The sequence below is a fragment of the Microcystis sp. M169S2 genome (assembly GCF_020245865.1).
In the GTDB taxonomy this organism is placed as follows: Bacteria; Cyanobacteriota; Cyanobacteriia; order Cyanobacteriales; family Microcystaceae; genus Microcystis; species Microcystis ichthyoblabe_A.
In genome coordinates this window covers 1-25654 of record NZ_JADBUB010000073.1, presented here as the reverse complement: position 1 = coordinate 25654, position 25654 = coordinate 1, and the positions used below count along the sequence as shown (strand labels likewise).

Below are 25654 nucleotides of genomic sequence, written 5' to 3'. Positions count from 1 at the left end.
TAAAATAGGAGAGAGCAGTTTTTAAAGCTTCATTTCTGGCTTTTTGGCGATATTTTAACCTATAGAGCGATTTTATGGCCACTCCGCCGCCCTGAAACCTATGTTACTCAAAAATCCCCCGAAAATCTCCCCCAATCTGATCAAACAGCTAGAAGCGATCCTTGGCAAAGATGGAGTCATCCGTCGCAAAGATGAATTATTAACCTACGAGTGCGATGGTATCACAGGATACAGACAAAGACCCGCTCTTGTGGTATTGCCCCGCAGCACTGCAGAAATTGCGGCGGTGGTGAAACTCTGTCACGATAACGAGATTGCCTGGGTAGCGAGGGGGGCAGGAACGGGCTTATCGGGGGGGGCGTTACCCTTAGAAGAGGGGATTCTCATCGTTACGGCGCGGATGAATCAGATTCTCAGGGTTGATTTAGATAATCAAAGGGTGGTGGTACAGCCCGGGGTGATTAATAATTGGGTGACGCAAGCGGTAAGCGGGGCGGGATTTTATTATGCACCGGATCCCTCTAGTCAAATTATCTGCTCGATCGGCGGTAATGTGGCGGAAAATTCTGGCGGGGTTCACTGTTTAAAATACGGCGTGACTACCAATCACGTTATGGGCTTAAAAATCGTCCTTCCCGACGGTTCAATTATCGATGTGGGGGGTGCGGTACCGGAACAACCGGGCTACGATTTAACCGGTTTATTTGTGGGTTCCGAGGGAACTTTAGGCATCGCCACGGAAATCACCTTAAGAATCCTGAAAACTCCGGAATCTATCTGTGTTTTACTGGCCGATTTTACCAGTATCGAGGCGGCGGGCCAAGGGGTGGCGGATATTATTAAATCGGGAATGATTCCGGCGGGGATGGAGATTATGGATAATCTCAGTATCAACGCCGTGGAAGACGTGGTGGCTACCGGCTGTTATCCCCGGGATGCCGAGTCGGTTTTATTAGTGGAATTGGATGGTTTAGGGGTAGAAGTCGCCAGTAATAAACATCGGGTTGCCGAGATTTGCCGTCAAAATGGGGCGAGAAATATCACCACGGCTAATGATGCCGAAACCCGCTTGAAACTCTGGAAGGGCAGAAAAGCGGCTTTTGCGGCGGCGGGGAAAATTAGCCCTAATTATTTTGTGCAAGATGGGGTGATTCCCCGCACTCAATTGGTCTATGTTCTTCAGGAAATTAAGGCTTTAAGTGAAAAATACGGTTATAAAATCGCCAATGTTTTCCACGCTGGGGATGGCAATTTACACCCGTTGATTCTCTACGATAACAGGGTAGAGGGGGCCTGGGAAGAAGTGGAGGAATTAGGCGGTGAAATTCTCAAACTTTGTGTGCGGGTTGGCGGCAGTTTATCGGGGGAACATGGTATCGGCATCGATAAAAATTGTTATATGCCCGCTATGTTCAACGAGATTGACTTAGAAACTATGGGCTATGTGCGGGATTGCTTTAATCCCAAAGGTTTAGCTAACCCGGGGAAATTATTCCCCACCCCGCGCAGCTGTGGGGAAGCCGCTAATGCCAAAATACAAGGGTTTGGAGGGGTGGATGTGTTTTAGGTTATCGGCAAGTATTGACTGATGACTGATTACAGTCCAGCTTGGGGTCCTAGGGGCAGATTGATATTAGAGGGGAAAACTGGCACTTGTCTTTCCAGAAAGCGTTGAGTGACTAATTCTCGGAAAATCTCTAGGTCTTTTTGCCATTGTCCCAGATATTGTTTGAGCAGATTTAATCGATCGCTGCCCTCGGCCAGATTATAGTTAAAGTTGCCGGCAAATAATAGTGCCGCTAAGGTTTGGCCATCAGGTAATTGCAATTTTGCCTCGTTAATCGCCACGGATAGCTGAGAGGTTTCTAACTGATAAAGTAGATTGATGCCGGCTTGTAGAGGGGCTATACCGAAATTGAGCCAGGGACCGGGGGCCAGAAGAGTTTCGGTGATGTATTTTTTAGCGGCATCGGGGCTACTAGGGAGAGGAACAATACTTTTTGGGGCGATACTCAGGGCTTGATATTCGGCTAAAGGGAGTTTATCTAGATATAAACCGACAATTTCCGGCAGTTTCAGGTTCAGGCTATCGGGAGAGTTAATCATCTCCACAAAGGTAATTTTCCGGGGTTGGGCGGCGATGCCGATGCCATTTTGAAAATTAACTTGAGCGTAATTAGGATTGAGTACTGGCTGGCCATTTAATTCCCAGTCGGGGGGAACTATTCCCGAATATTTGAGGAAATCAACCGTTAGCATGGCGGGATTAAGGCTTTTGGCGGTAATTGCGATGGAAAGTTCTTGTATTTCCCGCAAACTAACCAGAGGTTGATTGGAGTTATTGTCAGTGGTGGCAGTCATCAATTTTCTCCTTGGATATTTAAGTTTTCTTTCTAAGTGGGTGGGGGTTAAAAATTGTTCAGAGCTGCCCCTTATTAAGGGGGGATCTAAAGACAAAATCTATCTTCAATTTAATTGAAACCACTTACTTAGGGTTACAGTTAAATTATTCTGGGTCTCGGTGGCTTAGTCACTATCACTCAGACACAGGACAAGAGAGCCATTCCAGATAAGTATTACTCAATTCTTTCACAGCTAATTCATAGAACCTCTGACCGTGTTCGGGAGTCGCTAAAGCAGGATTGGACCCCATACGACCATCGGGGTAATTTTGGCGAAAATTAGCCGCGCCGTAAATATCATGACCAGAAGCCACTTTTTCGGATAAAAAGGCGTTTTTAAGGCTCTCAGGGTAAAGATACTGAGTTAACGCCACTTCGCTCGGTGTAGCGTGGGAACCCTCCTGATCTCCATACAATTCTTTGGCTAAAAGATAAACTTCTCGCACCATAAACCAATTGGCCACTTGACATTTAACCTCGTTTGTGTTAGGTAAATTGAGGGAATCCAAATGATAATAGGTTTCCGAAAAAGCGGCTTTTAGGGTGGCAATATTGCCCCCGTGACCATTAATGAAGAAAAATTGACGAAAACCGGCTCTAGCTAAACAAGTCACATAGTCGAGGATGACTTGAATCAAAGTGCTAGGACGAAGACTAATTGTACCGGGGAAAGCCGTGTGATGTAGGGCCATACCGACATTTAAGGTGGGTGCTACCATTGCTCGTACCTGTGTCCCTACTCCTTTAGCGATCGCCTCAGCACATAGAGCATCTGTACCAATAAGTCCCGTCGGCCCGTGTTGTTCCGTGGAACCAATAGGAATAATAATTCCCTGAGATTGTTCTAGATAGGATTCCACCTCTAACCAGGTGGATAACTGTAATAACATTCGGCTCTACCCCCCCGAGTGCAGGTTGACCAATTGAGATAAAATTAGGACGAATAATCAAGTATTTTTATGTTAACCCTTGACACCCCCCCCTTGTCGGCGAGTACGGATTTCGTTCCCAATCATCGGATTTTAATCGTTGAAGACGAAGAAGTGATTCGGGATATGATTATTTTGGCTTTGGAAGAAGAAGGTTACGAGGCTCTCGGTGTTAGTGATGGTCGCGCTGCTCTAGAATTACTGCAAAGTCAAGAATCTAGTAATCACGGTGAATCTCGGTTTGATTTGGTCGTTTTGGATTTAATGCTACCCCAAATCAACGGTCTTGATATCTGCCGTCTGTTGCGCTATCACGGCAATATTATCCCGATTTTAATCTTAAGTGCTAAGGCCAGCGAAACCGATCGAGTTTTGGGTTTAGAAGTGGGTGCCGATGATTATCTGACTAAACCCTTTAGTATGCGAGAATTAGTCGCTCGTTGTCGCGCTCTGATTCGTCGTCAAGGATTTACTTCCCTAGCTGCCGCTCCCGTGCGAAAATTCCGCGATGTTTTTCTCTATACCCAAGAATGTCGGGTGACAGTGCGAGATGAAGAAATTAACCTTTCTCCTAAAGAATTCCGTCTCCTCGACCTATTTATGAGTTATCCGCGCCGAGTTTGGTCAAGAGAGCAGTTAATTGAACAAATTTGGGGACCAGATTTTTTAGGAGACACCAAAACCGTCGATGTTCACATTCGCTGGTTACGCGAAAAACTAGAAATCGATCCCAGTCAACCGGAATACCTGATTACTGTACGCGGTTTCGGTTATCGTTTTGGCTAGGTGAGCGATTATATTTTCCCGATTAGCGATCGCCGCTCGCGCAGACAATGACTATTTTCGCTTTTATTTTCGGAGTAGTTTTAGGTTTGAGTATTTGTTATTGGCAAGTCTCACGCTTAAATGGAGAGTTAAAGCGAAACCTAAGCGCTCTCTCGGATTCGGTGGATTTGTCGGCCTCTTTTCCCGTTACCTCCCTAGTGCGTCGAGAATTACAGTTTCTCTCCCAAAGTCTGCAAGAGCGAGAAAAGAGTTTAGAAATTCAGAAATCCTTGCTAGAAATAGCGCCGATCGCCTATCTTCATATAGATGCCGATAATCAACTACTCTGGTGTAATCAACAGGCAATTACCCTCTTAAAACTCGATCGCTGGCAGCCAGATCAGGTACGTCTGCTGCTAGAATTGGTGCGCTCCTACGAATTAGATCAATTAATTCAAGAAACTCGCCAAAAACAGAGTCCACAGGTGCAAACTTGGACTTTTTACCCGACTAATTATCCTGTCACTCCCATTAGCGATCGCCAAGTGATTGCTCCTAAATCGATTGCCTTGAAGGGTTACGGTTATCCCTTGCCAGAAGGTGAAATCGCTGTATTTATCGAAAATAGACAGCCTTTAGTGGAATTATCGCAAAATCGCGAGCGAGCTTTCTCTGACTTAACTCACGAGTTACGCACTCCCTTAACCTCCATTTCTCTGCTCACCGAAGCTTTACAAAAACGCCTCCAAGCTCCCGAAAGACGCTGGTTAGAACAAATGGGGAAAGAAGTGGAGCGTTTGAGTCAATTAGTCTGCGATTGGCTAGAAATCAGTGAATTACAAGCGGATGCGGGGCGCTCTTTACAATACCAGATGATTAATCTAGAGGACTTAATCACCGCTGCTTGGCAGACTGTCACCCCAATAGCCGCCCAAAAACAGATTAGCTTAGATTATTCCTCTCCGGTGGATTGGACGGTAGAAGTCGATCACTCTCGTCTGCTGCAAGTTTTCCTGAATCTCTTTGATAATGCCATTAAGTATAGTCCCGATCAGGGGAAAATTCGCCTAGAAATTCGAGAAATATCCGATACTATCGGGGAAAAATGGCTGAAAATTGACGTTATCGACAACGGCAAAGGATTTAACGAAGCGGATCTACCCTACGTTTTTGATCGCCTCTTTCGCGGTGATCCTTCCCGCACCCGTCAAAAACAAGGCACAAAGGATTACAGTACCGGTTTAGGTTTATCGATTGCCAAAGAAATTATTCAAGCCCATGGCGGTTCGATCGTCGCTCAAAATGATCCTAACACCGGGGGCGCTCGCCTACAAGTCACTCTCCCCCGTCAAAAAAAGGCAGTGGGGTGATGGGTGTGGGGTGTGGGGAGAAAAAAATCTGTCAAGTTCTCTAGACAACTGCACAAAATCGAAAATTTTCTTGTTATCACTGTAGAGAAAGAGTAGTTTTATGTTAAGCGAATCCGACCGTGAGCCTATCCAAAGAAACCAATCATCCCGATCGCACCTATTTCGCTCGTTCTCTCCAGCGATTGGAGCAGGATGTGCTGAGAATGGGAACCTTGGTCGAAGAATCCTTTCGTCTTAGCCATCAATCCCTTTTTGCTAGGGATTTGGAAATGGCGAAAAAAATCCCCCCCCTTGACAAGGAAATCGATCGCTACTACCGTCAAATCGAGTTAGATTGTGCCACTCTCATGACTCTACAGGCTCCCGTAGCCCAAGATTTGCGGCTTTTAAGCGCTTTTATGCAATTAGTGCGCGATTTGGAACGGATCGGCGATTATGCTAAGGATTTAGCCGAAATAGCACTCAAGTTATTCGCCTATACTCCCCACGATTGTATGAGTGAGATCGAGGCTATGTCCCACCATGCTCAGTATATGTTAGCCACGAGCCTGGTTGCCCTGGCCGACCTCGATCAAGAAGCCGGTCCAAAGGTCAAAGAACTAGATAATACGGTCGATCGAGCCTATGACTATCTTTATCACACTCTCGCCCATCAAAGAGATATTAAGGGTGTGGTGGAACCAATCCTGCTGATGGCTTTACTAATCCGTCATCTGGAACGTATGGCCGATCACGCCACCAATATCGCCCAAAGGGTATCCTACATTGTTACTGGACAGAGAGGCTGAGGGTGCGGGGTCCTGAGTTGATTTCTCTCGAACTCTGGCCCGCGCTTTTAGCGTTTACGACTCAGGGGGTTAAAAATTTCACTTAATCCCTCTCCCAAGAGGGATAAACCCACCACCATCGTGGTCATTGCTAATCCGGGGAATAAAGTGGTCCACCAGATGCCTGTAGATAAATCCGCCAAAGCTTCCTTGAGATCATGACCCCATTCCGGCACTTCTTCTGGTAATCCTAAGCCTAAAAAGCCTAAACCGCCTAAAACAAGGATCGCATCCGCCGCGTTGAGGGTAAAAAGAACTGGGACACTCTGGACGACATTAAAGAAAAGATATTTTGATAGTATCCGGCTAGGACTGGCACCGATCGCTCGTGCCGCTTCGATAAATAACTCATTTTTAACGCTGGCGGTTTGATTTCTGACCACGCGAAAATATTGGGGAATATAGGCAATGCTAACAGCGATCGCTACATTGACGATACCACGACCCAAAACGAAAGCCAGAGCCACCGATAATAATAACCCCGGCAAGGTGTAGAGGGTATCCATGAGAAAGAGGAGAACGCGATCGATCTTACCCCCCAAATAACCGCTAATTAACCCTAAAGGAACCCCGATGACTAAAGATAATCCTGTGGCCAAAAATACCACGGACAAGGCCGCCCGGGCCCCGAATAGGGTGCGGGAAAAGACATCATAACCGCGCACATTCGTCCCGAACCAATGGGCAGAACTGGGGGCTTGTAGGGGATAATTGCTTAAAATGTCGGTTGGATCCTGAATCAGGCCGATCGCTTGCAGAAGGGGCGAAAACAGGGCAATCAGGATAAAAATAATTGTCAATACCAACCCAACCCCTAGGAGTTTAGTGGTTAGGTTGGGTTTCAGAAAAGGATCGATCGGCAATTTAACAGGAGTCATCGACAAAATTTAGCCATTGCATAGAACGCTAATTGTACAAGAGCAGTGTTTTTTCAAACAGCTGGGGCCGAAACGACCATAAACCAGAGCAAGACTGCTAAAGCTAAAACAGTTAGTTTAATGAGGATATAAAGCAGTCCGTTGGGATAAAGGAGATCGTGAAACATATTGCCTCCTTGGGAGAGTAGCGATTGTCCCTCTCTATCTTTGATCTTAAGTCTTTCTTTGTTCACTTGACGCACAACTTAACAAAACGTGCGATTATAGGGAAAAAGATTTTTTTACTAGCTATGGCACTACTGACCACAGGAAAACCATTTATTCGCGATCTGGAACAATACGGTGCTTTAGGTGTTTACGCACCCTTAGAAGGGGGTTACGAGGGACGCTATCAAAGACGTTTACGGGCCACTGGTTACAATGTCCTGCATATCACCGCTAGAGGTCTGGGCGATTTAAGTGCCTATCTTACCGGCATTCATGGAGTCCGTCCCCCCCATTTAGGTAAAAAAAATATTGGTCGGGAAGCAGCCGTGGGACCGGTTTATTTTATTCCTCCCATTGCTACCTATCAATTGGAAAATTTACCCCCCAAATCTAAAGGTTTAGTGATTTGGATTATTGAAAGTTTTGTTTTGTCCTCGGAAGAAAAACAATACTTAATTAGTCTTAGTCAACAGGAACCCCGGTTAAAATTTGTCCTCGAATTGGGTGGGGAAAGATATTTCCGTTGGCAACCTTTGAGCAAATCTTTAATCGCTGCCTAGAATTACTGAAATAACAGGGTTATTGAAATATCTCCCCCTCAACCCCTCTCCCTAGAGAGGGAAACTTCATTTATTGAGAGTTTGTTGTTCCTCCCTCACCCTTTGGTAGCTATCCATTTAATTTTCTTAATTTTGCCAGTTGACCTAGGTGAATTTGCCATAACATGGGATATGGTTGCCGCAAAAACCTAGGAGTTAGATCGTGACAGTAAGAGTTCGTATTGCCCCCAGTCCCACGGGAAATTTACACATTGGAACAGCGCGGACAGCCGTGTTTAACTGGCTTTTTGCCCATCATCACCGGGGTAAATTTATCTTGCGCGTGGAAGATACAGATTTAGAACGTTCTCGACCAGAATATACGGAAAATATTCAAGCGGGCCTACAATGGTTAGGACTGAATTGGGATGAAGGTCCTTTTTTTCAAACTCAACGCCTTAATTATTATCGTCAGGCCATTCAAACCCTGCTCGATCGAGGTTTAGCCTATCGTTGTTATTGTACCCCGGAAGAATTGGAAAAAATGCGGGAAGAACAAAAAGCCCGCAATCTTGCCCCCCGTTACGATAATCGTCATCGTTATCTCACCCCCGAACAACAAGCTCAATTCGAGCAAGCGGGAAGAAAAGCAGTAATTCGTTTTATTATTGACGATGATCGAGAAATTATTTGGCAGGATTTAATCCGGGAAAAAGTTATCTGGAAAGGTAGTGATTTAGGTGGCGATATGGTGATCGCTCGTACCCCAGAAAATGCCGAGGAAAACTTCGGTCAGCCTCTCTATAATTTAGCGGTAGTTGTTGATGATATCGATATGGCAATTACCCATGTTATTCGTGGGGAAGATCACATCGCTAATACGGCTAAACAAATTCTTTTATACGAAGCTTTGGGGGCAAAAGTGCCGGAGTTTGCCCACACTCCTTTAATCTTAAATCAGGAGGGTCGCAAGTTATCTAAACGGGATGGAGTCACTTCGATCGATGATTTCCGAAAACTGGGTTTTCTGCCGCAAGCTTTGGTTAATTACATGACTCTCCTCGGTTGGACTCCTCCCGATTCCACTGAAGAAATTTTTACCCTTGAAGCGGCCGCTGAAGTGTTTAGTTTAGAACGGGTAAATAAAGCGGGGGCAAAATTTGACTGGACTAAATTGGATTGGATTAATAGTCAATATCTCCATCGTTTAACCGGTGAGGAATTAGTGCCTTTACTTCTCCCCTACTGGCAAGAAGCAGGGTATAATTTTGATGCTGAAACCGATCGAGCTTGGTTGATCGGTTTGGCTACTCTCATCGGTCCGAGTTTAACTCGTTTAAGCGATGCTGTCGCTGAAAGTCGTTTACTTTTAACCCCTCTTGCTAATTATAATCAGGAGGCTTTAAGTCAATTACAATTAGAGGGAGTTAAGGATATTATCAAGGATATTCTCGCCGCTATTACTCCCGATTTGACCGGAGAAGTTGCTAAGGGAATTGTGGAGACAACCACTAAAACCCATCGGGTTAAAAAAGGTCTGGTGATGAAGTCTCTGCGTGCCGCTTTGATGGGGGAGTTACACGGTCCTGATTTAATGCAGTCTTGGCTACTTCTCAATCAAAAAGGTTGGGATCTATCCCGTCTTCAGCAAGCAGTAAATAGTTAAATTGATCGGCTATCAGTTATCAGAAAATTTCTCGTACATTAGGGTTGACAAATGCCCTAAGATTGCTATATACTTTCTAGTATAATGGGAATCCGTGTCGCCCTGCATACCCTGCTCGTGATCGATTGACCAGTATTAAAGTTAAAAACCCGGAGGTGGGTCAAACTTTCTGCTAGAGGGACTGAGGGGATAGGGTCTGATTTTTCGTTTTTTTCCCCTAGCTGTCAGGGACGATCTAGAAACTTTCTTAATTTTTAGGCATTATCCGCAACTTTTCCCTAAATATAGATTTGTTAATCTCCTGACAAAAACCTATGGGTGAAAAAAAACGAATTGGAATTCTCACCAGTGGTGGCGACTGTGCGGGTTTAAATGCCGCCATTCGTGCCGTTGTCCACCATGCCAGTGGCAATTATGGCTGGGAAGTGGTGGGTATTCGAGAAGCAACGAACGGATTAGTTAACCGTCCCCCCAAAACCACTATCTTTGACATTGAAGGAGTCGATCGCCTGTTGGTGATGGGAGGAACAATTCTCGGTACTACCAATAAGGGGGATCCCTTCGCTTTCCCGATGCCCGATGGAACCCTGATCGATCGCTCTCAGGAAATCATTGACGGCTATCATAGTCTGGGACTGGATGCCCTGATCGGCATCGGTGGCGATGGTAGTCTGGCGATTTTGCGCCGTATTGCCCAACAGGGAGGCATTAATCTGATTGGTATCCCCAAAACCATTGATAATGATGTGGGAGCTACAGAAGTCTCCATCGGCTTCGATACAGCTACTAATATCGCCACAGAAGCCCTCGATCGCCTCCATTTTACCGCCGCTAGTCATAACCGGGTGATGATTCTAGAAGTTATGGGTAGAGATGCCGGCCATATCGCCCTAGCTGCCGGTATTGCGGGGGGGGCCCATATCATTCTCATTCCTGAAATTCCCTACCGATTAGAGAAGGTCTGCGAGAAGATCCGGCAACGGCAGCGTATGGATAAACAGTTTTCTCTGATTATTGTCTCCGAGGCTGTGCGTACCGAAACTGGCAATCGCCTAGTGCAAAAGGAAGCCCTAGGGGAAGATCGTCTCGGGGGTATCGGTCGCTATTTAGCCGAAGAAGTTGCTAGGGAAACCGGGGCCGAAACGAGAGTGACTTTCCTGGGCCACATTCAACGGGGGGGCATTCCTTCTCCGATCGATCGCTTACTGGGGGCGGCTTTTGGCGTGGCGGCCGTAGATTTGATCGCCAGGAGGGAATTCGATCGCATGGTGGCCTGGCAAAATCGGCAAGTGGTCAGTGTTCCCATTGAGGAGGCGATTAAAACCTATCGCGTCGTCGATCCCGAAGAAACTTTAGTCAAAACCGCCAGGGGTTTGGGTATTTGTCTAGGGGATTGAGATTAAATCTAGGGGAATCGGTGCGAGAATTAACCCTTAAGTATCGCCCTTTCCCCACCGATTAAAATTACCCCTCAAATAAAGAAGTTATTTCACCATTAAGATAACTGCTGTAATTAACTTCCTTTATGGCATAAAATTACAATATCTATTAAATTTTACCCTATCGGTACAAAAAATCTTTTTCTACCACAAGAAACTACTTTTGAGCAATTAATTAATAAACTTTAATAAGTAGAAGCACAGGCAAAACATAAAACCCCCTCAACTGACTGAATGAAGGGGCATTTATGGTATTTTTGTCAGCAATTTAGCCTACTTTTATGGTTTGAGTTTGCGTTTGAGGGTTGAAGCTGCGCCGAGAGTGCCGAGGGCCAGGAGACCGAGAGTTGAGGTGGGTTCGGGAACTGGTGGAATCTGTGTCTCCAGGCTAAGAATAAAGCTTCCACCATCCCCAGCAAGTGTTAGGCTAGGATTTCCCCTTAGCTTGATGTTCAAGGTGGAAAAAGTCCCCAATAACGCCACAGAACCGTAAGCGGAACGAACACCAGTAGTCGGAGGGGGAGTGAAGGGAGAAAGACCAACGCCAGTAAACGGATTCGCATCGGCGATGATTTTGTTCGTGGTATCGACTGTTAAGCCATCGCCGCCACCACCGTTACCGCTCACTAAATTGAGTGCGATCGAACCATTGCTCGGATCAGAAAAATCATAGATCATCCCGTCAAGATTGGCAACGTGAAAGGTGGGATTGGTCACGGGAGAGCTAAACTGAATCTTTAAAGTCGCAGTCTGGCCAGTCTGATTAAACATTGTATAACCTACCCGATCACCTAAACTTTGGGATGGAGTATAGATGCTGCTGTAGCTGTATTGAGGGGTAGTATTATCGATTGTTGTTCCTTCCCAACTTGTTGGGTTAATACCTGCAATCGTAAAGTTAGGTCCGCCACCAGTGAGTATAGAACCTGTAACGTTCACTCCGCCTAGCGTTCCCGCGAATGTTCCTGTGCCAGGTCCCCCAGGGGTAAAGGTATTCAAGTCAAGGAAAACTACTGCTGCTTTCGCTTGGGGGGTCGCGATGAGGATACTGCTTGTGAGCGCAGTGATGGATAACAGTGAAACAAATTTCATTTTTTAGTGGTTTTAAGATAAACGCCACGAACTATACACACTTCTCCCCCCCCCGTTGTATCAAAAGCTACAATTTAATAAATCTTTATATTTCTCTCCCCTTAGTCCCTCGCCTTCGGGAGCGATAGATTAGTATAGAGTGGGTGAAAACAATTTTTCTCCATTGATTTCGGGTGTCTCATGCGTATTCAATGGGATGAAGCCAAACGACAGCGAGTTTTAACAGAACGTGATATTGACTTGACTCGGTTAAACGATCTGCTTTACAAACCTTACATCGAAGACCAACGCTCTGAGCAGCCAGAACAATATCGGATTGTTGGCTTTGCGGGCGGAACGTTAACAACATTCATCGTAGAATACAGAGTCGATGAAGTCGGTGATTACATTTGAGTTGTCACCGCTTGGAAATCAACTAAACAGGAGCGCAAAAGCTATGAGGAAACAGTCAACTGAAATTAAAGATATTGAGGAAATTGCTCAACAAGCACATCTAGGGAAAGATGTCTCTGAGTATTTCACAGGTAATTTTCAGGTTAAGCAACAAATTAATCTTGATTTTCCCCCGGAATTACTACGAAGCATAGATGTAGAGTGTCAATTGCAGAACATGAATCGTCAGGATTGGATCAAGATGGTTTGCGTTGAAAAACTCCGTGCAATTCAATCTAGCAGAATAGCCAATAATGTTTAGTGGGGTCAAAGTATCCTACGCTACAATTTAATAAATATTTACATTTCTCTCCCTAGCTTAGGGATTGACAGGGGAAGATTCCCTCGCACTAACTAGCTGATAGACTAGGGATACCAGCTTTGATTTGGGAGTGAGAGAGTGGTTAAGTTAACCGATTCCCAAATTGCTCAAGAAATTGGCAAGATTGTCGGTAAATTTGAGCTTTATCAATGTGCAGTGGCTAACAGACAACGAAATTGAGGGGAAAGTGATCGAACCGAAAACGCGTTATCATGATCAAGATTATGTCATCAGCGATCGCGTGGGGAATGATCGATCAATTACGATCAATGGAAAACACTATGGGGTAGAAGTAAGGGGAAGAGTATTTGATCATCTGTCTCCTCAAGGAATGAAACGAGAGGATTGGCTGAAAGATTTTCATTGCCAAAGTGAAGAGTTTATAAGCTACAATTTCGGGATTATAGCTCGTCTAGTGATCCGGGTGAAACCGTCTATTCGTGATAGCATATAGTTAGACTTCGACCATTTGGGAGAGGCAAACTATGATAGATTATAATTTAGATGCCGCGCATAGCATTCTCTATATGCGACCTACATCTGCACTGGCGGCGGAAGATTTTGTCAAGATTGCGGAGGCAGTGGATCCCCACATTGAAGCCACTGGTGGCCTTGCTGGCGTGATCATTGAAGTTCCCGAGTTCACTGGTTGGGAGAGTTTTGGCGCCTTGGTTGCTCATTTCCGGCTGATACGCGACCATCACAAGTACGTCAGTAAAGTTGCAGTGGTGACTGATTCCACGTTGGTTAAACTTATTGAAAGTCTGGCTTCCCACTTTGTCGCGGCTGAAGTCAGGCAGTTCCCTTGGGGGGAAACCGAGGTGGCGAACCAATGGATCTTGGGCGGATCCTGATTCCCTTGCAGTATAATAGACATTTCCAGAAATTAACCTCAATCTGGCCTAAATTTTGGAGATGTCTAATACCAAATCCGTTTTAATATAGCGTTTCTGATTCACAAGAGGTACATTCCCGATCCTGAACAGCTTAATCAGCAAAGGTTTAAGTGTGCCGCACAGATGCGAGAACCGCTATAGTATGATTGACTGCCAAGTTATGAATTGTTTTTCGCTGCTCCCTGCTCTCCTATGCCTTTTAACAGGATTTAGGCATAATCGGTGGAGTTGTTAGGTTTCGTTCCGAGGGACTAAGCTATGAAACTCACCCCATTACCGGCCAATTGACTTTTTCAGCAAACCCTAATCAAAAAATCTCCCCGTAATAAGGGAGATTTTAGCTAATATCTGGAGTTATTCCCCGACAAATTACACTAATTTCAGATCGGGATAATTGGCGAGAATGTCATCTTGACTGAGAATATCACCCTCGCTTTGGGGGGTCCAAATCACTTCTACCGCTAAAAGTCGATCGCCTCCCATACTACCAATTTGTTGCAGGGCCTGTTTCAAGTCTTGGGAATCATTAATTTTGGGCAGAGAAAATTTACCGACAATGCCGGCTAAAATAGTCACCAAAATATAGCCTTCTGGCGCATTTTTCGCTAATTCTCCAGCCGATTCGGGTAAAATATTTTCTGTAGAACCTTGACGCAATTGATTATTGTAATTAGTTAAGGTTTCCGCCGTTAGTTTACCGCGTTCGTTGAGAGACCACTGATTAAACTTCGCTTCTGCACTGCTAAGGCTGGTTTGTTGGCAATCGACGTTACCATAAACCCAGTATTCTGGATGACGTAACAGGGCGAGGGCTGATTCTTGTAAGACTTCGACTCGTCCCTCGGAGGTGCTAGTATCGACAGTTAGGGCGATTTGATTTAATTCTTGTTGCAGATAACGGGCATTAGCCAACAAACCCACCTGTACTTTAGCCACGGAGACGGTTTCATAACCAGATTCTATCGTCATACCATTCTCGTCACTGCCTCCACCATTACGGAAAGCATTAACGAGGAAATTGGCGATAGCAAAAAAGATTAACAGAGAAATTAAGCCACCGCCACCACCACCCCAAAAGAAGGGTAAGAGGAAGGGAAAACCAATACCGCCACCGTAACCGGGGGAACTGTAACCACCACCTCTAGAAGGGCTAATACTGCGACTAGGGGCGCGAAAACTACCGCCACCCATTCTACCCCCCGATGCCGCTAAAGCACTGGGAATAGAACCGAAAATCAGCGTTGTCACTAATCCTAGAACTAATAACGGCTTGGCAAGCGATCGAACTTTAGTTAAAATTTTGTCAATCATAAGAACACCGAAGCAACCCTTTATTTACTAGCATAACCAGTTTATCGGTCAGGGATAGACAAATCTTGAATAGGGATAACCGAATCAGTTATCAGTGATCAGTTATCAGTTAGAAGGTGTTGGGTATTGAGATTTTAGGGTTTTGGGGTTTTGGGGTTTTTTAGTTGAATTCCCCCATTTCCCCATTTCCCCATTTCCCCATTTCCCCATTCCCCCATTCCCCCATTCCCCCATTTCCCCAAATTTATGACTTGGAATTTCTCCTCTCCCACGGATTCGGACTTAGGCGATCGCGAAGTACCCTTAGAAAATCATCATCTCTGGGGTAAACGGATTGCTTTACTGGTAACGGGAGGGATTGCGGCCATGAAAGCGCCGCTAATTGCCCGATCTTTGCGGAAATTCGGGGCCACAGTCGTGGCTTTTGTCTCGGAAGAAGCTTTAAGATACGTCACTAGGGAAGCTTTGGAATGGAGTACGGTTAATCCCGTAATTAGCCAATTAACGGCAAAAGCAGAACATTTAAGCGATCAATCTCCCTTTGATCTTTATTTAGTCGCTCCCGCTACCTATAACACGATTAATAAGTTTCGTTACGGAATCGCTGACGGAGTGATCACTTCATGCTTGGCCTCGGCCTTGGGACGACTAGAAAATGGAAAAACTAAAATTCTGCTTGTCCCCACCATGCACGGCAGTTTACATAATGCTATTCTGAGCGAATCTTTGCAAACTCTCGATCGCTTGGGAGTCGAGATTATGCCACCCCGGGATGATTACGGTAAACACAATCTCCCCGGGGAAAAAGAGATTACCGTGGCAGCCTGTGGGATTCTCAGTAATTCTGTCCTGAAAAATATGCCGATTTTAGTCACTGGTGGACCCACACCCGTGATTATCGATAATATTCGTCGTTTAACCAATCGTTTTACCGGACAATTAGGGGCCGCTATTGCAGAAGAATTATACCTGCGCGGGGCCAAGGTGCAGTTAATCCACGGACGCGGCAGCTATATACCCCCCGCTTATTTACCCCATGAAATTATTGAAACTTATGACGAGTATCTAGGGAAGGTTATGGGAGAATTAGAGAGTAAAGATTATAAATTTGGGATTTTTTCGGCAGCAGTGGCAGATTATCGCTTAGAAAAACCTTTTTCTGGTAAGATTCCCAGTGGAGGGGAGTTAAATCTTAATTTTGTGCCGACGGAAAAGGTGATTGATAAGGTGAGAGAAACATTTCCCGATTTAGAGATGGTGACTTTCAAGTATCAGGAGGGAGTCAGTCAGGAGGAGTTACTGGAAATCGCCCGCAAACGCCTAGAAAAGGGCTATCAGGCGGTCATTGCTAATAGGGGTGAGGAAAAGGGCGATCAAGGGGAACAGGTGGCTTATTTGGTCACAAAAGCGGCATTGAGGAAATTTATCGGCAAAAAAGCGATCGCTATTGGCATCGCCGAATATTTAGAAGAGCGAGCCAAAAATGTTACAATCAAAAAAATTTAATATTTTTTAATATTAATTTGCAAAAATTTAGGGTAATACAGTCATGGGTAACATCAACTTCGTCAAAGAGAATAAGATCGTGGTAGCGGCAGATGGAGCGAATTTACGAGAGAAAGCAGTCCAGAATGGCGTTGATATCTACACTTTTGGCGGTAAATTGATGAATTGTGGCGGTTACGGTCAGTGTGGTACTTGTATGGTGGCAATTGTCGAGGGGATGGAAAATCTCTCCGCTAGAACCGACTTTGAGCAGCGCTGTCTGAAGAAAAAACCCGAAAATTATCGTTTAGCCTGTCAAACCATGGTTAATGGCCCTATTAGCGTCCAAACTAAACCAAAATAGCATTTATCGGTTTTTTAGCTGCGGCCTGGTCGGTGATCACTGATAACTGATCACCGATCACTAATACAAACTAACTAGGAACAATATTTAAGAAAGCATCGAAGTCTTTTAATGCTTCTTGGAATTGATTAGCAGCGAGACTAGCATCTTTTTCTTTGGCTGCCGCATCGATACGTTCAAAGTGAACGAAAAGATTTTTCGCTAACTGCTTGGCTTTTTCTTGGTCTTTGGGCAGTAAATTACGCGATAATCCTACCATTTCCTGACGCAATTGCCCCAAAGGGCCGTGGATATAGGTGCGAGTATCTACCCAATTTTTGTCAGCGATGAGGTCTTGCAAAACGCTCATTTTTTCGCGAAATCCTTCTATGGGTTGTATGTAAACCTGTAACTGTTCGATTTTTTGGGGACTATAGACGGTGGGGATAGTTGCTTGGGGACCACTGCAACTAACCAGCAGGGTAGTAACTAGGACTAAAACTAGGGAAATAATCGAGCGAAGACGTGGCATTGGTTTATATGTACTATTTAACAAACTATTGACGTTCTCTCCCGATAACTGGTCAAGCTATCGGGACGATTTTTACTTTATCAGGTTGTGGGATTCCCAAATCAGATTTTACTCCCAACGACCTTGACAGTAACTCGGTGTCAATAACTAGGGTTTGCGGCAAAAAGTTTTTCCTGGTGGCAGGGTGTGGGGTGTGGGGTGTGGGGTGTGGGGTTTTACCCATTTTCAGGTGGTCAATTACCCAATTTTCAGGGAAAAAGTCCCTGAATTTTCCCCCCAATCACTCCAATGGTCGGCACTTTTTGAGGTAAAAAAAGTCTAAAAACCTTGTTGGATAAGATTTTTAGATTTATTCAGCAAACCCTAACTAGAGCCGATCAAACTGTTTCATAAAAGCTCGATCGATCCGATCTTTCCATAACCATAATAACGGTGATTGACATCCGAAACCGCCCCAAGATGCGATCGCTTTTTGGTCTCCCGTCCCGATTAAACTCAGATAATTTTTCTGGGGAAAATAGGGTTTTAGAGGCTGATTTTGCAGAATTCTTGCCAAATTATCGAATAGGGGTTTTCCTTGTCGGACGGCAAAAACTCCTGCTTTCGGACGGGGATAATCTGGAATCGTGGCAATATCTCCCACGGCAAAAATATGGGGATGGGAAAGAGATTGCAGATAATTATTCACTAAAATAAACCCTTTTTCATCTGTCAGTAATCCTGACGCTTTAATCCAACTAGGGGCCGAGGCAGTCGTTACCCAAATTGTATAATCCATGGGCAAAATTAACCCCGATGAACAGATAATCCGATCTGCTTGCACTGCCGTCACATCCGTTGATAAATATAATCTAATTCCCCTTTGTTTAAAAATATTCTCCAAACGTTGGCCGACCCAATTATTATGGTTCGGTAGTAGTTTTTTTCCTCGATGAATTAGAGATAAATTCAAATTACTGCTAGAGTTGAGAATTTTGGCCAAACGGGACTGCATATTTAAAGCTAATTCAACTCCGCCCGCGCCACCACCAACAATGACGATATTTAGAGTATTATTCGGGTTATTAACCGCTTTTTTCAGGATTTCTTGCCATCCTTCCCGAAAAATCGGCACTGGTTTGGCGGGGATAGCGTACTCTTTAGCACCGATAACATTATCCACTGCTGGGATGCTGCCGATATCGATCGAGAGATAATCAAAGGGAATCGGTGAAGAATTATGACAAATTACTTGACATTTTTCCGTATCTATGAAATTAGCCTTGTCTAAACAGAATTGCGCTTGAGAATACCTAGCTAGAGAAGGTAAATCGATATGAGTCTCAGCAAAATCATAAAAACCGGCGATGTGGCCAGGTAACATTCCCGAATAGGGGGTATGGGTGACATCGCTAATTAAAGTTAATTGAACGTTTTTTAGGGGTGATTGCCCCCAAAGACGAAGGGCGATCGCATGACTATGGCCACCACCGATAAAAACTAGACGCTTGACTAAATCCATAAAAAAAGGGGATTGCTGCCGGAAAAGTTAAATTCTAATGAATATATCTTCTGACACAGAAATTCTGTTGCAAGATCGAGGGTAGATAGACAAAAACTCAAGACATCGGGGCCAGGAACTTTTAACCAATGACAGTCAATTGGGATTTTGATCTTTTCGGACTCGATATTCTTAAGTAAATTCTATCTAGTATCTTCGCTTCCCAATAGAGAGAAGTCTATGCAAGAAGTTTATATCGTGGCCGCTGTCCGGACTCCAATTGGTCGTTTTGGTGGGGGATTAATGGGATTATCCCCGGCCGATTTAGGGGCAACAGTGATGAAATCCGCCCTAGAAATCGCTAATTTGCCCCCAGAAGCCCTAGATTTGTACATTTTCGGCAATGTTTTGGGATCGGGTCATGGTCAGTTAATCCCCCGACAAGCGGCGATTAAAGCGGGAATTCCCGTAAGCGTGGACGGATATCGGGTGGATATGGTTTGTTCTTCCGGAATGATTGCCGTTAGTAACGCTGCCACCTCAATTCGCGCCGGAGAAGCGGATCTCGTCCTCGCTGGTGGTATTGAATCCATGTCCCAAACTGGCTTTTTTCTCTCCCATCGGGCCCGGTGGGGTTATAAATTCCTCATGGGTGCGCCGGAACAATTAACCGACCTATTACTCCACGATGGCTTAACCGATGCTACCACGACTGAGGGCATGGGTTCCCAAGTTGATCGCCTCTGTCTCGATCGCGGGGTTTCTCGGCAAGCATTAGACGAAATTGCCGCCTTATCCCACCAAAGAGCGGCCGCAGCCACAGAAAAAGGCTGGTTTAAGGGCGAAATCGTGCCAATTGAGCTTAAATCTAAGAAAGGTTCCACAATTATCGCTCAAGATGAGGGTATTCGTTCCGATAGTACCCCGGAAGGTTTAGGAAAACTGCGGCCGGCTTTTAATCCGTCGGGAGTTTTAACCGCAGGGAATAGTAGTCAGATTTCCGATGGGGCCGCCGCTATCCTTTTAGCCAGTCAAAAAGCTGTGGATCAGTACGGTTTAAAACCAATTGCCAAAATCCTTGGCGGCGCTGTGGGTGCTGGAAAAACCGATCGCTTCCCAGAATTCCCCGTCCTCGCGGTGAAAAAATTACTGGCATCTCTAGATAAAACGATCGAAGATTTCGATTTAGTGGAAAATAACGAAGCTTTTGCCTTAAATAATCTGCTTTTTGAGATGGATCTGGGGTTAGCTAGGGAAAAACAAAACGTTCACGGTGGTGCGATCGCATTGGGTCATCCCATCGGCGCTTCCGGAGCGCGGATTCTGGTGACGTTAATTAACGCGTTGAAAGTACAGGATAAAACCCTCGGTATGGGGGCCATCTGTCATGGGACCGGTGGCGGAACAGCGATCGCAATTGAAAGAGTTTAGGAGGAAAAAGCTATGGTATCTCTGGGACTAGAGGAGAAAGTTATCGTCGTTACCGGCGGAAATCGAGGCATTGGGGCGGCTATTGTCTCTCTTTTGATAGATTTGGGGGCCAAGGTGGCCTACACGGATTTAGCCACGGATAATCCCCAGGGTTTAGGCATTGTCGCCGACGTGACTAAGTTGGAATCCATGGAAGCGGCAGCTCAACAAATTGAAGCGGAATTGGGACCAGTATACGGCATCGTCGCTAACGCGGGGATTACCAGAGATAACTTTTTCGCTAAATTAACGCCGCTAGATTGGGATTTAGTGATTAATGTCAACCTAAAAGGGGTTAATCACACGATTAAGCCGTTTATTGAGGGAATGTATGAACGACAAGCGGGATCGATCGTTTGTATTAGTTCGATTTCTGGTGATCGCGGTAATGCTGGCCAAACTAATTACGCAGCCACAAAAGCGGCAGTTATCGGTTTAGTCAAATCCTTAGCGCGAGAAGCTGCCCGTTATAATATTCGCGCCAATGCGATCGCACCGGGGTTTATTAACACGGAAATGACTTTAGCGATTCCCGATAAGGTTCGCGATAAAATCACCGCCGAAATTCCCTGTCGTCGCTTCGGTGAACCCGCAGATATCGCCTGGGCAACTGCCTATTTACTCTCTCCTATTGCCAGCAGTTATGTCTCTGGAGAAGTCCTCAGAGTTAATGGGGCCCACCACACCTAATCAGTTATCAGTTATCAGTTATCAGTTATCAGTGGGTAAGTTATCAGTTATCTAATTCAAAGATGGAAAATGTGTTTGTTATTGTCCCTGCTAAGTTGCTTGATATGGGATCAAGACAAGGCAAATAACAACATCAAAAAACATAGTATATCTTTTGAAGAAGCAGTGACCGTATTTGGGGATCCATTGGCCGTAACGATTTTAGATCCCGATCATTCAGTGGGTGAGTTTCGTTTTCTGACGATAGGACAGTCAAAATCACAAAAGCTGTTAGTCATATCTCATACAGAAAGAGAAAATGAGATTCGCTTAATTAGCGCCCGTTTAGCTAGTAAACAGGAGAGAAAAAATTATGAATCAGGAGTCTGAAGAAACGGTTAATGACGAGATGCGAACTGAATATGACTTTTCTGGTGGTATTCGTGGCAAATATTATCAAGCTTATCGACAGGCTAGTAATGTGATAATTCTCGATCCCGATGTGGCGGAAATTTTTCAAGATTCAGCCTCAGTCAATGAAGCGTTAAGATTACTAGCAAAAATTGCCAAGTCTGGAAAAATATGACTTATCAGTTATCAGTTATCGGGTGTAGAGTGGGTTAGTAAACTAGCGAAATCAGCGTTAAAGGAAAAGGGCAAAAATAATGGATAAACCGACACAAGCTTGGAGTGAGATGGCCACCGATTACGTCAATCTTTGGACAGAAACCGGGGCAAAAATGTGGTCAAGTTGGTTTGATATGATGGGAGCGATACCGACTCCTATGGGCAATATTAAACCAGAATTACAGGAGGCAACCCAGCGCTATTTTGATAATCGGGATTTATTGATCAAATTCCTAAAATTATCGATGGAAGCTTGGGAAAGTATCTTCCCGAAAATGCAAACAGGAGAAGACTGGCAAACAATTTTAAATAATTATACCCAACAGATGCGCGGTCAACTGAATAGTTTTACTACTACCACTTCCCAAAGTAGTCAAGATGTCAGTCAACTATGGACAATTTACCTGCAACAATTACAAAGTCTCAATCATTTATGGTTCGATCCTTTCGTGCTGTCAAATGACACAATAACCAAAGCTTGGTTAGGTAATACTTCTTCCTTGATCGAACTCAATAATATCTATTGGCAGAAGTTTTATGATGAGACTTTTGGCCAATGGTTACAGATGCCTTTATTGGGATTGCCACGAGAATTTAACCGCAAATTACTCGATAGTTTTGAAACTTGGCGCGTTCTTTATCAAGCTAGTATTAACTATCAAATTGTGCTGGCTGATATTCAAGTTAAATCCTTTGAAGCTTTAACTAAAAAATTAGTTTTCTTAGCAGAAAAAGGTCAACCTGTCAAGGATTGGCGAGAATTTCAAGATGTGTGGAGTGTCGTCGCTGATGATATTTTTGAAAAGGCTTTTTGTCAACCAGAAAACCTAAAAGTAAGGGGAAAATTTATTAATTCCCTCAATGATTATCGCCTCAAACAGCAGGATTTAATGGAAATTTACCTGCGCTCAATGAATCTGCCTACCCGCAGCGAAGTCGATGAAATTCATCGGACTATCTATGAATTACGCAAAGAGGTAAAAAGTCTCAAAAAAGCTTTAGGAGAAAAAAAAGAAACAGAAAGTAACAATTAGTTAATTGTGCTTGACAATCAGTTATCAGTTATCAGTTATCGGATTGCAGTTTTCAGTATATAGTGTTAGGTGAAAACTTCGGAACTTTCTTTTCACTGATTACTGTTTACTGTTCACTGCTCACTGAAAAATCCCCAATTCCCCACTTCCCCACTTTTCTAGGAGAATTAAATTATGTGGCCATTTTTGACGCAAGTGAAACTGGAAGACTTTACCCAAGATTATCTAGAATTAACTCAGAAAAATCTCAAAGGTTTAGACAATCTCAAACGAGTTAAAGAAGAAGATATTCAGTGTGGAGTCTCGGAAAAAGAAGCAGTTTATCGGGAAGATAAAATCATTCTCTACCACTTTAAACCCGTGGTCGAAAAACCCTTCGAGATACCCTTGCTGATGGTTTATGCTTTGGTCAATCGTCCCTACATGGTAGATTTACAGGAAGGGCGTTCTTTAGTGGCAAATCTGCTGAAATTAGGCTTAGATATCTACTTAATTGATTGGGGATATCCCACCAGAAGCGATCGCTGGTTAACCCTTGATGATTATATCAATGGTTATGTGGATAATTGCGTCGATTTTATTCGTCAAAGTCACCATCTCGACAAAATTAATCTGTTAGGAATCTGTCAGGGGGGAACCTTTAGTTTATGCTATAGTTCCCTCTATCCCGATAAGATAAAAAATCTGGTGACAATGGTGACACCGGTGGACTTTTATCAAACCGAGACCCTCTTAAATATGCGCGGGGGGTGTTCCCTAGGAGCCGAAGCATTAGACATCGATTTAATGGTAGATACCATGGGCAATATTCCGGGAGATTTTCTCAACTTAGAGTTTCTGGAATTGAAACCTTTACAGTTAGGTTATCAGAAATACCTCGATTTTCCTGACATCATGGAAGATGAATCAAAATTAGTTAATTTTCTGCGTATGGAAAAATGGATTTTTGATAGTCCCGACCAAGCGGGAGAATCCTACCGACAGTTTCTCAAGGATTTCTATCAGCAAAATAAACTGATTAAAGGGGAAGTGATGTTAGGAGATAAACGGGTAGATTTACATAATCTGACCATGCCAATTCTCAATCTTTATGCGGATAAAGATCACCTTGTCCCTCCCGCTTCTTCCCTCGCTTTAGGGAATTATATCGGTACTTCTGACTATACCGCTTGTGCTTTCCCCGTCGGACATATCGGAATGTATGTCAGTGGCAAAGTGCAACGGGATTTACCCCCCGCTATTAGCGATTGGTTGAAAGCAAGAGCTTAACAATCCTCGCAGCTATCCCCTTTTCCCAGTTTGGGAGAGGGGTGTAACACAATACAACACATCGATAAAAAAACATCTACGGGCAGTAAAATAAACTTTTGTAACAGAGGATGTTAAGCACTGTTGCAAGATCGGGCAGAATCGGAGGATATCGTTCCTTTCGGCTAAACCCCTGTGGTACACTGCAAAGCGTACTCGCTCGTAAGTATGTAGGAGAAAACCTGAGTGTTAAGAGTCGCTGTTGTGGGTTCAGGGCCGGCCGGTTCTTCGGCGGCAGAAACATTAGCTAAAGCAGGCATTGAAACCTATTTATTTGAACGCAAATTAGATAATGCTAAACCCTGTGGTGGAGCGATTCCTCTCTGTATGGTGAGCGAATTTGACCTACCTCCTGAAATTATCGATCGCCGGGTGAGAAAAATGAAAATGATCTCCCCCTCTAACGTCGAAGTCGATATTAATCTCGATAATCAAGACGAATATATCGGAATGTGTCGTCGGGAAGTCCTCGACGGTTTTATGAGAGAACGCGCCCATAAATTAGGAGCGCATTTAATCAACGGAACCGTTTACGGTCTCGACATTCCCACCAATAGCACCGATCCCTATACCCTACACTACGCCGATCACTCCCACGGCAATTCCCAAGGGGAAATGAAATCTCTGAAGGTGGATGTGGTTATCGGCGCCGACGGTGCTAATTCCCGCATTGCTAAAGCTATTGATGCTGGGGATTACAACTATGCGATCGCTTTCCAAGAACGCATCCGTCTTCCCCAAGATAAAATGGCCTACTACGAAGATCTGGCCGAAATGTATGTAGGAAAAGACGTATCCCCCGACTTCTACGCTTGGGTATTCCCCAAATACGATCACGTCGCCGTCGGTACTGGCACAATGAAGGTCAATAAAGCCATGATTAAAGACCTACAAGCTGGTATTCGCGCTCGCGCGGCCCGTCGTCTGGAAGGAGGCGAAATCATCCGCGTGGAAGCTCACCCCATCCCTGAACATCCCCGTCCTCGCCGTGTAGTCGGTCGTGTAGCCCTCGTAGGCGATGCTGCGGGAACAGTTACCAAGTCTTCGGGAGAAGGCATCTATTTCGCCGCTAAATCGGCGCGGATGTGTGCCGAAACCATTGTCGAAGTCACTAACGGCGGCCAACGTATTCCCACAGAGGACGAGTTAAAACTCTACCTCAAGCGTTGGGATAAGAAATACGGTATGACCTATCTGGTGTTAGATATCCTGCAACGGGTTTTCTACCGTACCGATGCCACCCGGGAAGCTTTTGTGGAAATGTGTTCCGATAAGGATGTACAGAAGATGACTTTTGACAGTTATCTCTATAAAACCGTTGTTCCCGCTAATCCTCTCGTACAGATGAAGATTACCGCTAAAACCATCGGTTCTCTCCTGCGCGGTAACGCTTTGGCCCCTTAAAATCAATTGATAACTAGAAAACTCAATCTCCCCATGGCGGTGGTTGGGTTTTCTTTTGGGTTGTCCCTTCTTGTCTTCTCTAATTCGGGTTTGCTGAATAAATTTGAAATGTAGGCAAAGTAAAGGTTTTGGGGCTTTTCTCGCGAAACAGGTGCAAGATTTTGAGAGAATCGTCGTTCAAAACCTTGCGTCTTCATCGGCCCGCGTCCTGTAGGGGCGAAGCATTC

29 protein-coding genes are annotated in these 25654 nt (G+C 44.7%); 20 read left to right on the top strand and 9 right to left on the bottom strand.

Annotated elements, in window-relative coordinates:
- Positions 1–100: 100 nt before the first annotated feature.
- A complete protein-coding gene (glcD, locus tag IM485_RS07715; protein ID WP_104397881.1) occupies positions 101–1567 on the top strand; it encodes a glycolate oxidase subunit GlcD in 1467 nt (488 codons plus the stop codon).
- 29 nt (positions 1568–1596) lie between these two features.
- On the opposite strand, the gene IM485_RS07710 is transcribed toward glcD, so the two are convergent.
- On the bottom strand, positions 1597–2361 hold the full coding sequence (locus tag IM485_RS07710; RefSeq protein WP_104397880.1) for a hypothetical protein: 765 nt from the start codon (positions 2359–2361) through the stop codon (positions 1597–1599).
- 175 nt (positions 2362–2536) lie between these two features.
- Positions 2537–3292, bottom strand: coding sequence for a creatininase family protein (locus IM485_RS07705; protein WP_104397879.1), 756 nt, complete (start codon positions 3290–3292; stop codon positions 2537–2539).
- Between the two features lie 69 nt (positions 3293–3361).
- Between IM485_RS07705 and IM485_RS07700 the strand changes: the two genes are divergently transcribed.
- From IM485_RS07700 to phoU, 3 genes are all read left to right on the top strand, one after another.
- Positions 3362–4117 (top strand): response regulator transcription factor, encoded by a 756-nt coding sequence (locus IM485_RS07700; RefSeq protein ID WP_104397878.1) that lies wholly within the window; start codon positions 3362–3364, stop codon positions 4115–4117.
- Positions 4118–4164: 47 nt separating this feature from the next.
- On the top strand, positions 4165–5466 hold the full coding sequence (locus tag IM485_RS07695) for a sensor histidine kinase (protein ID WP_287742293.1): 1302 nt from the start codon (positions 4165–4167) through the stop codon (positions 5464–5466).
- A 119-nt stretch (positions 5467–5585) separates the two neighbouring features.
- Positions 5586–6254 (top strand): phosphate signaling complex protein PhoU, encoded by a 669-nt coding sequence (gene phoU / locus IM485_RS07690; RefSeq protein ID WP_004157861.1) that lies wholly within the window; start codon positions 5586–5588, stop codon positions 6252–6254.
- Between the two features lie 47 nt (positions 6255–6301).
- Here the strand turns inward: phoU and IM485_RS07685 are convergent, their stop codons facing one another.
- On the bottom strand, positions 6302–7171 hold the full coding sequence (locus IM485_RS07685; protein WP_104397876.1) for an ABC transporter permease: 870 nt from the start codon (positions 7169–7171) through the stop codon (positions 6302–6304).
- 290 nt (positions 7172–7461) lie between these two features.
- On the opposite strand from IM485_RS07685, the gene IM485_RS07680 reads away from it, so the two are divergent.
- The 3 genes from IM485_RS07680 to IM485_RS07670 all read left to right on the top strand — a co-directional run bounded on the left by IM485_RS07680 (position 7462) and on the right by IM485_RS07670 (position 10980).
- Entirely contained in the window at positions 7462–7938 is a 477-nt protein-coding gene (locus IM485_RS07680) for an NAD(P)H-quinone oxidoreductase subunit N (protein WP_008199720.1), read from the top strand.
- A 202-nt stretch (positions 7939–8140) separates the two neighbouring features.
- The gene (gene gltX, locus IM485_RS07675) at positions 8141–9583 is read left to right on the top strand and encodes a glutamate--tRNA ligase (protein WP_104397875.1); all 1443 of its coding nucleotides are present in this window, start codon (positions 8141–8143) and stop codon (positions 9581–9583) included.
- Positions 9584–9897: 314 nt separating this feature from the next.
- Positions 9898–10980 (top strand): ATP-dependent 6-phosphofructokinase, encoded by a 1083-nt coding sequence (locus IM485_RS07670; RefSeq protein WP_287742290.1) that lies wholly within the window; start codon positions 9898–9900, stop codon positions 10978–10980.
- Positions 10981–11301: 321 nt separating this feature from the next.
- Here the strand turns inward: IM485_RS07670 and IM485_RS07665 are convergent, their stop codons facing one another.
- Entirely contained in the window at positions 11302–12114 is an 813-nt protein-coding gene (locus tag IM485_RS07665; protein WP_104397873.1) for a PEP-CTERM sorting domain-containing protein, read from the bottom strand.
- Positions 12115–12294: 180 nt separating this feature from the next.
- Between IM485_RS07665 and IM485_RS07660 the strand changes: the two genes are divergently transcribed.
- The 4 genes from IM485_RS07660 (at position 12295) to IM485_RS07645 (ending at position 13722) form a co-directional block, all read left to right on the top strand.
- Entirely contained in the window at positions 12295–12507 is a 213-nt protein-coding gene (locus tag IM485_RS07660; protein WP_287742287.1) for a BrnT family toxin, read from the top strand.
- 43 nt (positions 12508–12550) lie between these two features.
- Positions 12551–12808: a hypothetical protein gene (locus IM485_RS07655; protein ID WP_133164172.1), complete on the top strand. Its 258-nt coding sequence runs from the start codon at positions 12551–12553 to the stop codon at positions 12806–12808.
- 211 nt (positions 12809–13019) lie between these two features.
- Positions 13020–13322, top strand: a complete 303-nt coding sequence (locus IM485_RS07650; protein ID WP_287742284.1) for a papain fold toxin domain-containing protein — start codon at positions 13020–13022, stop codon at positions 13320–13322.
- A gap of 31 nt (positions 13323–13353) precedes the next feature.
- Positions 13354–13722 (top strand): SpoIIAA family protein, encoded by a 369-nt coding sequence (locus IM485_RS07645; RefSeq protein WP_104397870.1) that lies wholly within the window; start codon positions 13354–13356, stop codon positions 13720–13722.
- A gap of 411 nt (positions 13723–14133) precedes the next feature.
- Here IM485_RS07645 and IM485_RS07640 read toward each other — a convergent pair whose 3' ends face one another.
- Positions 14134–15075 carry a DUF1517 domain-containing protein gene (locus IM485_RS07640; RefSeq protein ID WP_104397869.1) on the bottom strand — a complete coding sequence of 314 codons (942 nt, stop codon included), beginning with the start codon at positions 15073–15075 and terminating at the stop codon, positions 14134–14136.
- A 246-nt stretch (positions 15076–15321) separates the two neighbouring features.
- Here IM485_RS07640 and IM485_RS07635 point away from each other — a divergent pair, with 246 nt between their 5' ends.
- Both IM485_RS07635 and IM485_RS07630 read left to right on the top strand, forming a co-directional pair.
- A complete protein-coding gene (locus IM485_RS07635; protein ID WP_287742281.1) occupies positions 15322–16581 on the top strand; it encodes a phosphopantothenoylcysteine decarboxylase domain-containing protein in 1260 nt (419 codons plus the stop codon).
- 43 nt (positions 16582–16624) lie between these two features.
- On the top strand, positions 16625–16924 hold the full coding sequence (locus IM485_RS07630) for a 2Fe-2S iron-sulfur cluster-binding protein (protein ID WP_287742279.1): 300 nt from the start codon (positions 16625–16627) through the stop codon (positions 16922–16924).
- A 70-nt stretch (positions 16925–16994) separates the two neighbouring features.
- Here the strand turns inward: IM485_RS07630 and psbQ are convergent, their stop codons facing one another.
- The 3 genes from psbQ to IM485_RS07615 all read right to left on the bottom strand — a co-directional run bounded on the left by psbQ (position 16995) and on the right by IM485_RS07615 (position 18936).
- Positions 16995–17435, bottom strand: coding sequence for a photosystem II protein PsbQ (psbQ, locus tag IM485_RS07625; protein ID WP_045360899.1), 441 nt, complete (start codon positions 17433–17435; stop codon positions 16995–16997).
- Between the two features lie 52 nt (positions 17436–17487).
- Complete coding sequence (locus IM485_RS07620) at positions 17488–17658, bottom strand: hypothetical protein (protein ID WP_287742302.1); 171 nt, start codon at positions 17656–17658, stop codon at positions 17488–17490.
- Positions 17659–17802: 144 nt separating this feature from the next.
- Complete coding sequence (locus IM485_RS07615; RefSeq protein ID WP_287742277.1) at positions 17803–18936, bottom strand: FAD-dependent oxidoreductase; 1134 nt, start codon at positions 18934–18936, stop codon at positions 17803–17805.
- A gap of 219 nt (positions 18937–19155) precedes the next feature.
- On the opposite strand from IM485_RS07615, the gene phaA reads away from it, so the two are divergent.
- The 7 genes from phaA to chlP all read left to right on the top strand — a co-directional run bounded on the left by phaA (position 19156) and on the right by chlP (position 25427).
- The gene (phaA, locus tag IM485_RS07610; RefSeq protein WP_104397865.1) at positions 19156–20346 is read left to right on the top strand and encodes an acetyl-CoA acetyltransferase PhaA; all 1191 of its coding nucleotides are present in this window, start codon (positions 19156–19158) and stop codon (positions 20344–20346) included.
- A 12-nt stretch (positions 20347–20358) separates the two neighbouring features.
- Positions 20359–21075 (top strand): acetoacetyl-CoA reductase PhaB, encoded by a 717-nt coding sequence (phaB, locus tag IM485_RS07605; RefSeq protein ID WP_287742274.1) that lies wholly within the window; start codon positions 20359–20361, stop codon positions 21073–21075.
- Positions 21076–21150: 75 nt separating this feature from the next.
- On the top strand, positions 21151–21444 hold the full coding sequence (locus IM485_RS07600) for a BrnT family toxin (protein ID WP_228009836.1): 294 nt from the start codon (positions 21151–21153) through the stop codon (positions 21442–21444).
- The gene (locus IM485_RS07595; RefSeq protein WP_002784823.1) at positions 21428–21640 is read left to right on the top strand and encodes a hypothetical protein; all 213 of its coding nucleotides are present in this window, start codon (positions 21428–21430) and stop codon (positions 21638–21640) included. The genes IM485_RS07600 and IM485_RS07595 overlap by 17 nt, the downstream gene beginning before the upstream one ends.
- Positions 21641–21719: 79 nt before the next feature.
- Positions 21720–22715 (top strand): class III poly(R)-hydroxyalkanoic acid synthase subunit PhaE, encoded by a 996-nt coding sequence (gene phaE, locus IM485_RS07590; RefSeq protein ID WP_016515218.1) that lies wholly within the window; start codon positions 21720–21722, stop codon positions 22713–22715.
- A 174-nt stretch (positions 22716–22889) separates the two neighbouring features.
- Positions 22890–23984, top strand: coding sequence for a class III poly(R)-hydroxyalkanoic acid synthase subunit PhaC (locus IM485_RS07585; protein ID WP_012267458.1), 1095 nt, complete (start codon positions 22890–22892; stop codon positions 23982–23984).
- 225 nt (positions 23985–24209) lie between these two features.
- Positions 24210–25427 carry a geranylgeranyl reductase gene (gene chlP / locus IM485_RS07580; protein WP_002735532.1) on the top strand — a complete coding sequence of 406 codons (1218 nt, stop codon included), beginning with the start codon at positions 24210–24212 and terminating at the stop codon, positions 25425–25427.
- A gap of 2 nt (positions 25428–25429) precedes the next feature.
- On the opposite strand, the gene IM485_RS07575 is transcribed toward chlP, so the two are convergent.
- Positions 25430–25654, bottom strand: a 225-nt coding sequence (locus IM485_RS07575) for a hypothetical protein (protein WP_287636862.1), incomplete at its 5' end; no start/stop codon positions are given.

Bases quoted from the DNA above. Each gene is read 5' to 3' on its own strand.
- IM485_RS07655 (WP_133164172.1), top strand. From the start codon at position 12,551: ATGAGGAAACAGTCAACTGAAATTAAAGATATTGAGGAAATTGCTCAA.
- IM485_RS07695 (WP_287742293.1), top strand. From the start codon at position 4,165: ATGACTATTTTCGCTTTTATTTTCGGAGTAGTTTTAGGTTTGAGTATT.
- IM485_RS07615 (WP_287742277.1), bottom strand. From the start codon at position 18,936: ATGGATTTAGTCAAGCGTCTAGTTTTTATCGGTGGTGGCCATAGTCAT.
- IM485_RS07640 (WP_104397869.1), bottom strand. From the start codon at position 15,075: ATGATTGACAAAATTTTAACTAAAGTTCGATCGCTTGCCAAGCCGTTA.
- IM485_RS07685 (WP_104397876.1), bottom strand. From the start codon at position 7,171: ATGACTCCTGTTAAATTGCCGATCGATCCTTTTCTGAAACCCAACCTA.
- IM485_RS07630 (WP_287742279.1), top strand. From the start codon at position 16,625: ATGGGTAACATCAACTTCGTCAAAGAGAATAAGATCGTGGTAGCGGCA.
- IM485_RS07705 (WP_104397879.1), bottom strand. From the start codon at position 3,292: ATGTTATTACAGTTATCCACCTGGTTAGAGGTGGAATCCTATCTAGAA.
- phaA (WP_104397865.1), top strand. From the start codon at position 19,156: ATGCAAGAAGTTTATATCGTGGCCGCTGTCCGGACTCCAATTGGTCGT.
- phaE (WP_016515218.1), top strand. From the start codon at position 21,720: ATGGATAAACCGACACAAGCTTGGAGTGAGATGGCCACCGATTACGTC.
- IM485_RS07635 (WP_287742281.1), top strand. From the start codon at position 15,322: ATGACTTGGAATTTCTCCTCTCCCACGGATTCGGACTTAGGCGATCGC.
- IM485_RS07595 (WP_002784823.1), top strand. From the start codon at position 21,428: ATGAATCAGGAGTCTGAAGAAACGGTTAATGACGAGATGCGAACTGAA.
- IM485_RS07665 (WP_104397873.1), bottom strand. From the start codon at position 12,114: ATGAAATTTGTTTCACTGTTATCCATCACTGCGCTCACAAGCAGTATC.
- psbQ (WP_045360899.1), bottom strand. From the start codon at position 17,435: ATGCCACGTCTTCGCTCGATTATTTCCCTAGTTTTAGTCCTAGTTACT.
- glcD (WP_104397881.1), top strand. From the start codon at position 101: ATGTTACTCAAAAATCCCCCGAAAATCTCCCCCAATCTGATCAAACAG.
- IM485_RS07670 (WP_287742290.1), top strand. From the start codon at position 9,898: ATGGGTGAAAAAAAACGAATTGGAATTCTCACCAGTGGTGGCGACTGT.
- phaB (WP_287742274.1), top strand. From the start codon at position 20,359: ATGGTATCTCTGGGACTAGAGGAGAAAGTTATCGTCGTTACCGGCGGA.
- IM485_RS07700 (WP_104397878.1), top strand. From the start codon at position 3,362: ATGTTAACCCTTGACACCCCCCCCTTGTCGGCGAGTACGGATTTCGTT.
- IM485_RS07660 (WP_287742287.1), top strand. From the start codon at position 12,295: ATGCGTATTCAATGGGATGAAGCCAAACGACAGCGAGTTTTAACAGAA.
- IM485_RS07585 (WP_012267458.1), top strand. From the start codon at position 22,890: ATGTGGCCATTTTTGACGCAAGTGAAACTGGAAGACTTTACCCAAGAT.
- IM485_RS07620 (WP_287742302.1), bottom strand. From the start codon at position 17,658: ATGGGTAAAACCCCACACCCCACACCCCACACCCCACACCCTGCCACC.
- IM485_RS07680 (WP_008199720.1), top strand. From the start codon at position 7,462: ATGGCACTACTGACCACAGGAAAACCATTTATTCGCGATCTGGAACAA.
- IM485_RS07710 (WP_104397880.1), bottom strand. From the start codon at position 2,361: ATGACTGCCACCACTGACAATAACTCCAATCAACCTCTGGTTAGTTTG.
- IM485_RS07645 (WP_104397870.1), top strand. From the start codon at position 13,354: ATGATAGATTATAATTTAGATGCCGCGCATAGCATTCTCTATATGCGA.